This window comes from Quadrisphaera sp. KR29 (genome assembly GCF_052644995.1).
This window is the reverse complement of record NZ_JBQXXG010000004.1, coordinates 206364-218673: the sequence shown is the minus strand read 5'-3', so window position 1 is coordinate 218673 and position 12310 is coordinate 206364. Positions and strand designations below refer to the sequence as shown.

At 78.4% G+C, this 12310-nt stretch carries 13 protein-coding genes; 5 read left to right on the top strand and 8 right to left on the bottom strand.

Annotated elements, in window-relative coordinates:
* The first annotated feature begins 93 nt into the window (after positions 1 to 93).
* Entirely contained in the window at positions 94 to 1083 is a 990-nt protein-coding gene (locus ACUN9U_RS05580) for a PAC2 family protein (protein WP_445483933.1), read from the top strand.
* On the opposite strand, the gene cysE is transcribed toward ACUN9U_RS05580, so the two are convergent.
* From cysE to ACUN9U_RS05550, 6 genes are all read right to left on the bottom strand, one after another.
* On the bottom strand, positions 1056 to 1685 hold the full coding sequence (gene cysE / locus ACUN9U_RS05575) for a serine O-acetyltransferase (protein WP_445483932.1): 630 nt from the start codon (positions 1683 to 1685) through the stop codon (positions 1056 to 1058). The genes ACUN9U_RS05580 and cysE overlap by 28 nt on opposite strands.
* Before the next feature lie 16 nt (positions 1686 to 1701).
* A complete protein-coding gene (gene cysK, locus ACUN9U_RS05570) occupies positions 1702 to 2631 on the bottom strand; it encodes a cysteine synthase A (protein WP_445483931.1) in 930 nt (309 codons plus the stop codon).
* 110 nt (positions 2632 to 2741) lie between these two features.
* Entirely contained in the window at positions 2742 to 3350 is a 609-nt protein-coding gene (locus ACUN9U_RS05565) for a GTP-binding protein (RefSeq protein WP_445483930.1), read from the bottom strand.
* A complete protein-coding gene (locus ACUN9U_RS05560; RefSeq protein WP_445483929.1) occupies positions 3331 to 3765 on the bottom strand; it encodes a DUF742 domain-containing protein in 435 nt (144 codons plus the stop codon). Before ACUN9U_RS05560 ends, ACUN9U_RS05565 begins: the two co-directional genes overlap by 20 nt.
* A gap of 3 nt (positions 3766 to 3768) precedes the next feature.
* A complete protein-coding gene (locus ACUN9U_RS05555) occupies positions 3769 to 4263 on the bottom strand; it encodes a roadblock/LC7 domain-containing protein (RefSeq protein ID WP_445483928.1) in 495 nt (164 codons plus the stop codon).
* Complete coding sequence (locus ACUN9U_RS05550; protein ID WP_445483927.1) at positions 4260 to 7700, bottom strand: ATP-binding protein; 3441 nt, start codon at positions 7698 to 7700, stop codon at positions 4260 to 4262. The genes ACUN9U_RS05555 and ACUN9U_RS05550 overlap by 4 nt, the downstream gene beginning before the upstream one ends.
* Positions 7701 to 7832: 132 nt before the next feature.
* Between ACUN9U_RS05550 and ACUN9U_RS05545 the strand changes: the two genes are divergently transcribed.
* Genes ACUN9U_RS05545 through ACUN9U_RS05530 form a run of 4 tightly spaced genes read left to right on the top strand, consistent with a single transcriptional unit; the run spans position 7833 to position 10601 of the window.
* Positions 7833 to 8537, top strand: coding sequence for an NTP transferase domain-containing protein (locus ACUN9U_RS05545; protein ID WP_445483926.1), 705 nt, complete (start codon positions 7833 to 7835; stop codon positions 8535 to 8537).
* 10 nt (positions 8538 to 8547) lie between these two features.
* The gene (locus ACUN9U_RS05540; RefSeq protein WP_445483925.1) at positions 8548 to 9588 is read left to right on the top strand and encodes an NAD(P)H-quinone oxidoreductase; all 1041 of its coding nucleotides are present in this window, start codon (positions 8548 to 8550) and stop codon (positions 9586 to 9588) included.
* On the top strand, positions 9585 to 10130 hold the full coding sequence (locus ACUN9U_RS05535; protein WP_445483924.1) for a bacterial proteasome activator family protein: 546 nt from the start codon (positions 9585 to 9587) through the stop codon (positions 10128 to 10130). The genes ACUN9U_RS05540 and ACUN9U_RS05535 overlap by 4 nt, the downstream gene beginning before the upstream one ends.
* A gap of 15 nt (positions 10131 to 10145) precedes the next feature.
* Positions 10146 to 10601, top strand: a complete 456-nt coding sequence (locus ACUN9U_RS05530) for a hypothetical protein (RefSeq protein ID WP_445483923.1) — start codon at positions 10146 to 10148, stop codon at positions 10599 to 10601.
* A 73-nt stretch (positions 10602 to 10674) separates the two neighbouring features.
* On the opposite strand, the gene ACUN9U_RS05525 is transcribed toward ACUN9U_RS05530, so the two are convergent.
* Together ACUN9U_RS05525 and ACUN9U_RS05520 are read right to left on the bottom strand one after the other, a co-directional pair.
* Positions 10675 to 11475: an HAD family hydrolase gene (locus ACUN9U_RS05525; protein WP_445483922.1), complete on the bottom strand. Its 801-nt coding sequence runs from the start codon at positions 11473 to 11475 to the stop codon at positions 10675 to 10677.
* A gap of 31 nt (positions 11476 to 11506) precedes the next feature.
* The gene (locus ACUN9U_RS05520; protein WP_445483921.1) at positions 11507 to 12304 is read right to left on the bottom strand and encodes an HAD family hydrolase; all 798 of its coding nucleotides are present in this window, start codon (positions 12302 to 12304) and stop codon (positions 11507 to 11509) included.
* Positions 12305 to 12310 lie beyond the last annotated feature (6 nt).

Below are 12310 nucleotides of genomic sequence, written 5' to 3'. Positions count from 1 at the left end.
GCCCCACCGGCCGGGATGGAGATGGGGGCTCCCGGCGTTGCCCTGGGTGGACGGACGCCGCGCGCCCGACGCGGCGCGCAGGACGGAGGAGCAGTGCTGGCACCGCAGGACCTGTACGAGGTGGTCGACGAGCCCACCGCTGCGCCGCAGGGCGGCTCGCAGCAGGGACCGGTGCTCGTGCACGCGCTCACCGGCTTCGTCGACGCCGGCGCGGCCTCGCAGCTGGTCGCGACCCACCTGCTGGGGCGGCTGGAGTCGCGGGTCCTCGCGCGCTTCGACGTCGACCTGCTGCACGACTACCGCGGCCGTCGCCCGCCGATGACCTTCAGCGGCGACAGGTTCGACGACGTCGACCTCCCCGAGCTGGTCCTTCACGAGGTGCGCGACGAGGCGGGCACCCCGTTCCTGCTGCTGGCCGGTTCCGAGCCGGACCTGCACTGGCAGCGCTTCGCCACCGCGGTGCACCAGCTGGCGCAGCGCGCCGGCGCGCGCCTGGCGGTCTCCCTGCAGGGCATCCCGTGGGCCGCGCCGCACACCCGGCCCGCGGCGCTGACCGCGCACGCCAGCGACCGCGCGCTCATCGCGGGCCGTCCGCGGTGGTTCGACGCCGTCGTCGTCCCCGGCCACGCCGGCGCCTTCGTCGAGCTGTCCCTGGCGCGCGCCGGGCTGCCCTCGATGGGCTTCTCGGTGCACGTGCCGCACTACCTCGGCTCCACCACCTTCCCCCCGTCGGCGGTGGCGCTGCTGGAGGCGCTGTCCCAGGCGACCGGCCTGCAGCTGGACCAGGCGCTGGCGGAGCTGGCCTCCACGGGCGTGGAGGTGCTGGCCCAGGTCGACGAGCAGGTGGCGGCCTCGGCCGAGACCCGCGAGGCGGTCACGGCCCTGGAGCGCCAGTACGACGCGGTGGCCGCCGGGCGCGGCCTGAGCGGGCCGTCGCTGGTCTCCCCGCACCTGCCCGAGGACGAGGTCGCCGACGGCGACGAGCTGGCCGCCCAGCTGGAGGCCTTCCTGCGCGCCGTGGACAGCTCCGACGGCAGCGGCGGCGCCCCCGAGGGTCAGGACGGCCCGGCCGCCGGCTCCTGAGGCTGCTCGCCGGCACCGTCGGCACCGCCGGCGGGCCCCGGCCGGCGCGCCGGCACCACCCGGGCGGGCACGCCCACGGCCGTCGCGCCGTCGGGCACGTCCACCAGGACGACGGCGCCGGCGCCCACGCGGGCGTCGTCGCCCACGCGCACGGCGCCGAGCACCGTGGCCCCGGCGCCGAGGACCACCCGGTCGCCGACGGTGGGGTGGCGGCGCCCCTGCTGCTCGCCCTGGAGCCCGCTGACCCGGCCCCCGAGCGTGGTGCCGTGGTACATGAGCACGTCGTCGCCGACGACGGCGGTCTCGCCGATCACCACGCCCATGCCGTGGTCGATGACGATCCGCCGGCCCAGCCGCGCCGCGGGGTGCACCTCCACCCCGGTGCGCCGCCGCGCCCAGTGGGACACCAGCCGCGCGGGCAGGTACCACCCCGGGCCGCGCCGCCACAGGGCGTGCGCGGCGCGGTGGGCCCACAGGGCGTGCAGCCCGGGGGCGGTGAGCACCACCTCGAGGCGGGAGCGGGCGGCGGGGTCGCGCAGCAGCACCGCGTCGACGTCCTCGCGCACCCGCTCCCGCCACGACGGCTGGGGCTGCTGGGTCACCGGGGGGTCGCCAGCGTCACTGCATGAGGTCGCTGTAGAGGACCGTGGACAGGTACCGCTCTCCGAAGCTGGGGATGACCACGACGACGAGCTTCCCCTCCATGTCCGAGCGGCTGGCGACGTCCACGGCCGCCTTGAGCGCGGCGCCGGAGGACAGTCCCGCGAGGATCCCCTCCTCCGCGGCGGCGCGGCGGGCCCAGGCGACGGAGGTGTCGACGTCGACGTCGACCACCTCGTCGTACACGGACGTGTCGAGCACCTCGGGCACGAAGTTGGGGCCGATGCCCTGGATCTTGTGAGGGCCCGGCTGCCCGCCGTTGAGGACGGGCGACTCCGCCGGCTCCACGGCGACCACGCGCAGGCCGGGCTTGCGCGCCTTGAGCACCTGCCCGACGCCGGTGATGGTGCCGCCCGTGCCGATGCCGGCGACGACGACGTCGACGCGGCCGTCGGTGTCCTCCCAGATCTCCTCCGCGGTGGTCCGCCGGTGCACCTCGGGGTTGGCGGCGTTGGCGAACTGGCGCACCTGCACCGCGCCCCGCTCCCCTGCGACCTCGACGGCGCGGGCGACCGCGCCCTTCATGCCCTCGCTGCCGGGGGTGAGCACCACCTCGGCGCCGTAGGCCTTGAGCAGCGCCCGGCGCTCCAGGCTCATGGTCTCGGGCATGGTGAGGACGACGCGGTACCCGCGGGCGGCGCCCGCCATGGCCAGGCCGATGCCGGTGTTGCCGCTGGTGGCCTCCACCACGGTCCCGCCCGGCTGCAGCTCCCCCGACGCCTCCGCGGCGTCGAGCATGGCGACGGCGATGCGGTCCTTGACGCTCGCCGACGGGTTGTAGAACTCGAGCTTGGCGACCACCTCGGCCACCGCGCCCTCGGCGAGGCGGTTCAGGCGCACCAGCGGGGTGCGGCCGACCAGCTGCGTGACGTCGTCGTAGATGCGCACGTCCGCATCGAACACCCCCGCCCGCGCGGATCTTCCGCGGGTCCACCCGCAGTACCGACCGGGTGGCCTACCGCCCATGATCACCGTGATCATGGGCGATCGGCCACCCGTCAGGCGGCCAGCTGCTGCACCGCCAGCTGCACGAGCGTCACCAGGGCCTGCTTGGTGGCGGGCCGGGCGCGCGCGTCGGTGTACAGCACGGGCACGTGGTCGGGGACGGCGAGCGCCTCGCGGACGTCGTCCAGCTCGTGGCGGGCGACCCCGTCGAAGCAGTTGACGGCCACGACGAAGGGGATGCCGCGCTGCTCGAAGTAGTCGACGGCGGGGAAGCACTGCTCCAGGCGCTCGGTGTCGACCAGGACGACGGCGCCGATGGCGCCGCGGACGAGGTCGTCCCACATGAACAGGAAGCGGTCCTGGCCGGGGGTGCCGAACAGGTACAGCCACAGGTTGCCCGGCAGCGCGATGCGCCCGAAGTCCATGGCCACGGTGGTCGTGGTCTTGCGGTCGCTGACGCCGCCGGCGTCGTCGACGCCCACGGAGTGCTCCGTCATGGCGGCCTCGGTGCTCAGCGGCTCGATGTCGGACAGGGAGCCGATGAACGTCGTCTTGCCGACCGCGAACCCGCCGGCGATGACGATCTTGACGGTGGTGGGGGCGGCGTCGGGCCCGCTCGCGGCGGTGCTCTCGACGGTGCTGTCAGAGGCTGCTGATGCCATCGAGGACGCTCTCCAGGACGCTGCGGGGGGAGGTGGGCACCCAGTCGCCGGTGCGGCCCGGCGCGCCGGACCGCGACGCGGCGCCCGCGCCGAGCGGGGGGAGGACGGGCGCGTGGACGCGGACGGCGCCGGTGCGCTGCAGGTCCCCGATGACGACCCGCACCACGGGGACGGGCAGGCGCACGTGCGCTGACAGCTCGGCCACCGACAGCCAGCCGGTGGCCGTGAGCTCCAGGATGCTGCGGCACTCGCGGGTCATGCCGGTGGCCGGCGTGCCGAGGGCCTGCACGAGGGCCTCCAGCGGCAGCTCGGTGGCGCTCGGGGCGCGCCGCCCGCCGGTGACGGCGTAGGGGCGGACGGTGGGGAGCTCCTCGCCGTCCTCCTCGGGGTGCCCGTGGCCCGGTCCGGTGGGCACCGCTCACCCCTCCCGGGAGGTGCGTGCGGGTCCGTCCACCGGCAGGGCCGCGCGCATCTCGGCCACGAGCTGCGGGGTCAGCGCCGCGTCGGCGCGCGAGACGAGCATGGCCATCTCGTAGCCGACCAGGCCGACGTCGCACGTGGCGTCGGCCACGACCGCGAGCACCGAGCCGTCCGAGACGCTCATGGTGAACAGGAACAGCTCGTCCATCTCGACGATGGCCTGCCGCACCTCTCCCCCGCGGAGCTGGCGGGCCGCGCCGCGCGTGAGGCTGGACATGCCCGCGACGATCGCCGAGAGCTGGTCGCCCTCGGTGCGGTCGAGGTCGGCGGACATCGCCATGAGCAGCCCGTCGGCGGAGACGGCCAGGGTGTTGCGGGCGCCGGGCACCCGGCGCACGAAGTCGTCCAGCAGCCAGCTGAAGCCGGCGGCGGTGGTCTCCCCTCCCGCCTGCCCCGTGGCCGTGGGGCTGGTCTGGCCGGTCTGAGCTGTCACCGCTCCTCCTTGGTGTGGGTCTCGCTCGGGACGCCCGCGGGCGTGCGGCGGGCTCGGCTCACGCCGCTGGTGTAGCCGGACAGCATGCTGCGGACCTCGGAGGGCTCGCGGCGGCGGGGCGGGTGCTGGGCGGCCGGGCCGCGCGGGGCCGTGGGCGCCGACGACGGCGCCGGGGCCCGCCGGGCCAGCGGCGCCGCGCCGGAGGCGAGCGCGGCCGGCCGGTAGGGCTCGCGCGGGACGCGCCCGGTCTCGAAGGAGGCCAGCGCCGGGGAGACCCCCGTGGCGGGCGGCATGGACCGCAGCGGCCGCAGCGGGGCCCCCGGCTGGGCCAGCCACCCGGCCGAGCGGTCGGCGGAGCGGTCGGCTGGGCGGTCGGCGGCGTGGTCCGGGGCGGTCTCGGAGGCCGTCTCGGAGGCGGCCCCGCCGGTCCGCCCGGAGGGGGCGCGGCGCGGGAGGGCGGCCGGGGAGTCACCGGAGGCGGCGGCCACCGGCGCGAACGGCACGTCGGCGGCCGGCAGCACCAGGCCCGCCGGCAGGCCGACCGGGGCCTGGGCGGCGACGGGCTCGGGCGCCAGGGGAGGGGCGGCCGGGGCGGGCGCCGGGCGCGAGGCGGCCGGCTCCGGCAGCGGGAGCGGCGTGGGAGAGGGCGCGGGTGCTGGTGCGGGCCTCGCGGCGACCTTGCGCTGCTGCCCGGTCCGGGGTCCGCGGACGGCGGTCAGGCGGCCGCTCGCCTCCAGGGCGCGCAGCTCCCGCCGGGTCATGGGCTTCACCTCGGTCGCCTCGGCGGGGCCCTCGGCCGTCGTGGCGGCCGGCGCGGGTCCCGCCACCGGGGACACCGCGGGCGCTCCGGGTGCCTCGGCCGGCTCGTCGGCGGAGGGCCGGCGCGAGAACAGCCCGCGCCGGGGGGCGACGTGGCTGCCGCGGGCGCGCTCGCCCTCGCGGGCCGGCAGCGCCGGGGTCCCACCCGTCAGCGTGGCGGCCGGGGCGTACGGCTCGACCGCGTCGGCCAGGTCCTGCAGGGCGCTGCCCCCGCTCGAGGCTCCCGGTCCTGCGGTGCCGCCGCGGGCCGGCGCCACCGGGGCGAGGGGCGCGCGCAGCGCGGTGAGGTCGATGTCGGCCACCGCGGCCGCGGGCTCCAGCTCACCGCGGCGCGCGGTGAAGGTCCGGAAGACGGCGCTGCGCCGGGCGACGGCGGGGTCGGCGGCCTCGGCCGGCACCTGCTCGCGCTGCGGCTCTCGCACCTCCCCGGCGCTCGCCGGCGCGGGTGCCGTGCCGCCCGCGGGCGGCACCGCAGGCAGCCTGCCCGTCGCGGCGCGGGCGGCCTTCGCGGCCTGGGCCGCCTGCGCGGCGCGGGGGGCGCGGCGGGGCAGGCCGCCGGTGGTCGTGCCTGCCGGCGTCGCGTCCGCGGTGCGAGCGGCGACCGGCTCGGGTGCGCGGGCCGGCAGCGGACCGGGAGCAGCGGCGGGCGCCGTCTCCGGCAGGCGCACGGCGGGGAGGGCGCCGGTGGCGGTGCTGCGCACGGGCAGGGCCGGCTGCGGGGCGCCCGCACCGGGGCCGGCCGCCTGCACCGACCCGGCGAACACCGCCGACGGCAGGGAGACCGCCACCACGGTGCCGCGGACGGCGCCGGCGTGGACCTCCACCGAGGCGCCCAGGCGCCGGGCGATGCGTCCCACCACGAAGTAGCCCAGCTCGGAGGCCCCGACCGCCGCGCTGGCCGACGGGTCGGCCAGACGAGCGGCCACCTCCGCGCGCTGCTCGGGGGTCATGCCGATGCCCTCGTCGGTGACGGTGAGCAGCACCCCGGTGGCCGACGGCGCCGTGGCCACGCGGACCCGGGTGGAGGGGTCGGAGGAGCGGGTGGCGTTCTCGAGCAGCTCCGCCACCAGGTGGGCGGTGGGCAGCGCCAGGTGCCCCAGCACGCCCGGGTCGGCGCCCAGGGCGAGGTCGACCCGGCGGTAGTCCTCGATCTCGCTGGAGGCGGTGCGCACCACGTCGGACAGCGGCATCGGGGCCCGCAGGCGCCGCCCGCTGTCGATGCCGGCCAGCACGAGCAGCGACTCGGCGTTGCGCCGCATCCGCGTGGCGAGGTGGTCGAGGGTGAAGAGGTCCTCCAGCGTGGCGGGGTCCTCCTCGGCGCGCTCGAGGGTGTCGATGAAGGCGAGCTGGCGGTTGAGCAGCGCCTGGTCGCGGCGGGCGACGGTGACGAAGGTGCTGGCGATGGCCGACCGCAGCGCGGCCTGCTCGCGCGCGACCCGGACCGTGGTCGCGTTGACCTCGTTGAAGGCGGCCGCCAGGCGCCCGACCTCGTCGCGGGAGCGGACCGGGATCGGCTCCAGCTCGGCCTCCTGCACCCCCGCGCCCGACCCTTCACCGGAGTGGGCGGCCTCGACCAGGCGGGGCAGGCGCTCGCGCACCTCGCCGGCGGCGCGGGTCAGGGCGCGCAGCGGCTCGGTGATGCCGCGCGCGATGACCAGCGCGATGACCAGCGGGATGAGGACGGCGGCCAGCGCGCCGGCGCCGACCGCGAGCGCCGTGGTGCGCGCGCTGGCGGCCTGGCGGGCGACGGCGTCGGCGCTGGCGGCCGACAGCGCCTGCGCGGAGGGCTCCAGCGCGGTGATCTCAGAGTCCACCGTGGAGCGCCACGCGTCCACCGGGGGCAGCGGGAAGCCGTCGCTGGCGTCCGCCTCCAGGGCGGTGCGCTGCTGGACGAAGGCGACGCCGGGCTGGGGGACCTGCACCCCTGCGCTGCGCGCCAGGCGCACGGCCTCGGCCCGGTTGGTGGCCAGCTGGGCGGAGATGCCGAGCAGGCTGGTGCGCTCGGAGGGGGTGATGCCGTCGCTGCCCTCCAGGGCGCGCGAGCCGACGTCGCGCTCGTCGGCGAGCAGCCCGACCTGCTGCTGCACGGCGCTGGCGGCGCGCAGCGCGTCGGCGGCAGCGGGGCTGGCGTCCTGCGCGAGCGCCCCGGGCAGCTGGCTCTGGGCGCCGATGGCGGTCTCGTAGGTGGCCGAGACCAGGGTGGCGCTCTGCTGGCCGCGGTCGACCAGGGCGCGCACGTCGCGGACCTGGCCGGGGACCTCCAGCGCCGCGGCGACCGCCCGGGAGGGCTCCTCGCTGAGGCGCTCGGTGTCGACCTGCTGCAGGGAGCCGGTGACGCCGCCCAGCAGGGCGTCGGTGTCGGCGCGCGCCTGGGTGAGCTCGGTGGCCGCGGCGGCGTCGCCGTCGAGCACGCGGGTGGAGGCCGTCCGCTCGGCGTCCAGGGCGGCCACCAGGGCCGGTGCGTCGCGCGCGGCGTCCACGGCGCGCTGCAGCGCCGCGGCGTCGCGGGCGGCGGTCAGGCCGCCCCAGGCGAACACCGCGGCCGCGGCCACGAGCACCAGGACCGGCAGGGCCAGCACGGCCAGGATCCGGGACCTGATGCTGAGGTTGCGGACCATGTCCACCTTCCGGGGAGCGAGCTCACGACGAGTGCCGCGGTCACCCGACCGGCCCACTCGGGGGACATACTCCCCCAGGCTCGCGCTCGCGTCGACGGGCCGGTCATGAGCGCGCGGGGAGAGGATGCCCCGGTGCCCACCTCCGGCGGCGCGCAGGAGCTGCGCTGGGGCGCGGTGGTGCCCGCGGGCGGCCGGGGGTCCCGGATGGGAGGGGCTGACAAGCCCGCGCTGCTCCTGGCGGGCCGCCCGCTGCTGGAGCACCTGCTCGACGGCCTGCCCGCGGGGGTCCCCGCCGCCGTGGTGGGCCCGCCCCGCCGGCTGGGGCTGCGGGTGGCGCGCCCGCTGCTGTGGTGCCGGGAGGACCCGCCGGGCGGCGGGCCCGCCGCGGCGCTGGCGGCCGGCGCCCTGGCCCTGCTCGCCGCGGGCGAGGGTGCTGACGACGGCGACGGCGCCGGCGGCGCGGGCAGCGCCGAGGGCGGCCCGCTGGACGTCGTCGTCGTCCTGCCCGGAGACGCCCCGCGCGCCGGCCTGGCCGCCAGCGCCCTGCTGGAGGCGCTGGCGGCCAGTCCGGGCGCTGCGTCGGCGGTGGCCGTGGACGGCGGGGGGCGGCGGCAGGTGCTGGTGGCCGCCCACCGGGCCGGGCCGCTGCGCGAGCGCGTCGCGCGCGCCGCCGGGGCGGCGGGTCCCGCCGGCCTGGCGGGGCTGGCGGCGGCGCGCCTGCTGCCGGGCGCGGCCGAGCTCGTGGAGGTCGCGGTCGCGCCGGCGCTGCTGCTCGACGTCGACGTGCCCGCCGACCTGGCCCGGCTCGGCCGGGCGCGCGAGGCGGGCCCTGCGTAGGGTCGAACGCGTGCGTGCGGTGCTGGTCGCCTCCCCCGGGGGCCCGGAGGTGCTGGAGCTGGCCGAGGTGCCGGACCCGGAGCCCGGTCCGGGTGAGGTGCTGCTCGACGTCGTCGCCTCGGGCGTGAACCGCGCCGACCTCATGCAGCGCCAGGGGCTCTACCCGCCCCCGCCGGGAGCCAGCGAGGTGCTCGGCCTGGAGGTCTCCGGCGTCGTGGCGGCCCTGGGCGATGGCGTCGAGGACGCCTCCGAGCTGCGCGTGGGCGACGAGGTGTGCGCGCTGCTGGCCGGCGGGGGCTGCGCCGAGCGCGCGGTGGTTCCGGCGGGCCAGGTGATGCCGGTGCCCGCCGGTGTCGACCTCGTCGACGCCGCCGCGCTGCCGGAGGTGGCGGCCACCGTGTGGTCGACGGTGTTCATGGGCGCCGGGCTGCGCCCCGGTGAGGTGCTGCTCGTGCACGGCGGCGGCAGCGGCGTCGGCACGATGGCGGTGCAGCTGGCCCGCCAGGCCGGGGCCGTGGTCGCGGTGACCGCCGGCAGCGAGCGCAAGCTGCGCGCCTGCGCCGAGCTGGGCGCCACGGTGCTCGTCGACTACACCCGCTCCGACTTCGTCGAGGAGGTCCGCGCGGCGACCGGCGGGCGCGGGGCCGACGTCGTCCTCGACGTCGTCGGGGGCCCCTACCTGGAGCGCAACCTGCGCGTGCTCGCCCTCGGCGGCCGGCTGGTGCACCTCGGGATGCAGGGCGGGCGGCGCGGCGAGGTCGACCTCGGCCTGCTCACCTCCCGGCGGCTGTCGATGCTGGGCAGCACGCTGCGCGCCCGGCCGGTGGACGGGCCCGACGGCAAGGCGGCGATCTGCGCGAGCGTGGTCGAGCACGTCTGGCCGCTGGTGGCCGAGGGCGAGGTGCGCCCCGTGGTCTCCGAGCGGGTGGTGGTGCCGCGGTCGCCGTCGGCCGGTGAGCCGGTGGACGCGGTGAGGAGGGCGCACGCCGACCTGGAGGCGGGTGCGCACGTCGGCAAGGTCCTGCTGGTCTGGGAGGGGAGCGTGCGGTGAGCGAGCAGTCGGGTGCCCGGGACGGTCAGGGCGGTCAGCAGGGGGGTGGGGAGCCCGTGGTGGTGGTCTCCGGCACGGCGCTGTCCTCCGCCGGCGGGGAGGACTCCGATGCGGCGCGCGCCGTGGGCAGCGTTGAGCAGCCGGCCAAGGTGATGCGGATCGGCAGCATGGTGCGCCAGCTGCTGGAGGAGGTCCGCGGGGCCCCGCTCGACGAGGCGGGCCGGGCGCGCCTGGCGCAGGTGCACGAGCGGTCCCTGGCCGAGCTGGAGGACGGGCTCAGCCCGGAGCTGGTGGAGGAGCTGCGGCGCATCTCCCTGCCCTTCGGGCAGGGCGAGACCCCCTCCGACGCCGAGCTGCGCATCGCCCAGGCGCAGCTGGTCGGCTGGCTGGAGGGGCTCTTCCACGGCATCCAGACCGCGCTGGTGGCCCAGCAGATGGCCGCCCGCTCCCAGCTGGAGCAGATGCGGCGCGCGCTGCCCCCCGGCCAGGGCGGTCCCGGCGGCCCGGGCCAGCCGCCCACCTCGACCGGCCAGTACCTCTAGCCGAGCGGGCCGGCGGTGCCGGGACGCAGGCGCTGGCGCGACGTCCTCGCGCGCCGCTCCCCGGACGACCTCGAGCTGGGCGAGGGCGGGGTCTGGCGCCGCCTGCACGACAGGTTCCGCCGCGCCGTCGACAGGTACCACCAGCTGCTCGAGGGGGTCCCGGACGGCGCGCTGCGCGACGCCCTGGAGCTCTGCGGGGCCCGGCTGGCCGCCTGCCTGGACGAGGTGCGCGCCGCGTGCGCGGCCGAGCAGGCGGCCAGCCCCAGCGCCTCCCTGGAGGTGCCCGGGGGCGCCGCCGGGGAGCACCACGCCCGCCTGTCGCGGGCGGCCACGCTCGCGGCGCAGGCCGCGGAGGCGGTGACGATGGCGCGCGTGCGCGCCCGCTCCGACCCCTCCGTGCTGGCCGACCCCGCCGGGGCGGGAGCCGCCGAGCGCGCCGTGGCGCAGGTGGAGGCCCTCGTCAGGGGGTGAGCGGGCCGTGCCGCCCGTCGTCGCCCGCCGCACGGGGTCGGAGGACCGGTGGAGGCGCAGGTGGAGGCGCTGCTCAGGGCGTGAGCTCGAGCAGCCGCTCGAGCACCTGCGCCACGCCGTCCTCCTCGCAGGGGGGCGCGGTGGCGCGGGCCGCGGCGAGCACGTCGGGGTGGGCGCCGCCCACGGCGTAGGAGTGCCCGGCCCAGCGCAGCATCGGCAGGTCGTTGGGCATGTCGCCGAAGGCGGCGACGTCGGCGGCCGGCACGCCGAGGCCGGCGGCGAGCTCGGCGAGCGCGCTGGCCTTGCTCACGCCGCGCGCCGAGACCTCCACCAGGCCGTCCATGCCGGAGTGGGTGGGCTCGACGAGGTGCCCGGCGGCGCGCTGGACGACGTCGAGGAGCCGGTCCGGCGGCGTGCTCTCCTCGCGCAGCAGCAGCTTCACCACGCCGGGGTCGTCGGCGAGCAGCTCGGGCAGCTCCCCCACGACCGCGCTGCGGCGCGCGTCGTAGCGGGGCACGTAGGCGGGCTCGTGCCGGAAGCCGGCGAGGGTCTCCAGCGCGGCGGAGACGCCGGGCAGCTCGCGGCGCACGGCCGGCACGGCCTGCAGCACCGCCTCCGCGGGCACCGTGCGCGAGCCGATGACGGCTCCCGAGGCGAGGTCGAAGGTGATGGCGCCGTTGGCGCAGACCACGACGACGGGGCCGAAGGCGTCGGTGAGGTCGACCACCCAGCGCGGCGGCCTGCCGGTGACGGCCACGACGTGGACGCCCGCCCGGCGGCAGGCCTCGAACGCGGCGCGGGTGCGCGCGGAGATGCTCCCGTCGGCCCGCACGACGGTGCCGTCGAGGTCGGTGGCGACCAGCCTCACGCCCACGGCGCACCCGCGTCCCCGCCGCTGGCAGCGCTCACGACGCCGCCCGCACCAGCAGGCCCTCGAGCACGTCGGCGAGGCCGTCCTCCTCCACCGGCGCGGTGACCTCGTCGGCCGCCTCGCGCACCTCGGCGGGTCCCTGGCCCATCGCGACCCCGCGCGCCGCCCAGCGCAGCATCTCGACGTCGTTGCGCCCGTCCCCGACGGCGAGGGTGGCGCTGGGCGGCACCCCCAGGCGCGCCCTGACGGGCTCCAGGGCGCTGGCCTTGGTGACCCCCAGCGGGGCGAGGTCGAGCCAGGCGGTCCACCCGACGGCGTAGTTGACCCCGTGGAGGCCGACGCGGCCCACGAGCTCCACGAAGTCGGCGGTCGTGTGCTCGGGGCTGCGGACCACCACGCGCGTGGCGCGCTGCCCCGCGAGCTGGGCGAAGTCGACGGCGCGCAGGGCGCCGTCCAGCTCCCCCTCGGGGAAGGCGCCCGCCACCAGGACGCCGCCGTCGGCGACCTCCACGGCGAAGGCGGCCCCGGGCAGCTCGCGGTGCAGCAGCTGCAGCGCGTCGGCCGGGTCGAAGGTCACCACGTCGACCAGCTCGCTGCCGCCGGGCAGCGAGGCGTCCAGCCGGGCGGTGACGGCGCCGTTGCTGCAGACGACGTAGCCGGTGTCGAGCCCGAGCGCCTCGAGGACGGGCCGGGTCGAGGTCAGCGAGCGGCCGGTGGCGATGACGACGTGGTGGCCGGCGGCGGCCACGGCCCGCACGGCGTCGCGGACGCGGTCGGACAGGCCCAGGTCGTGGTCGACGACCGTCCCGTCGACGTCGAGGGCCACGAGCACCGTCCC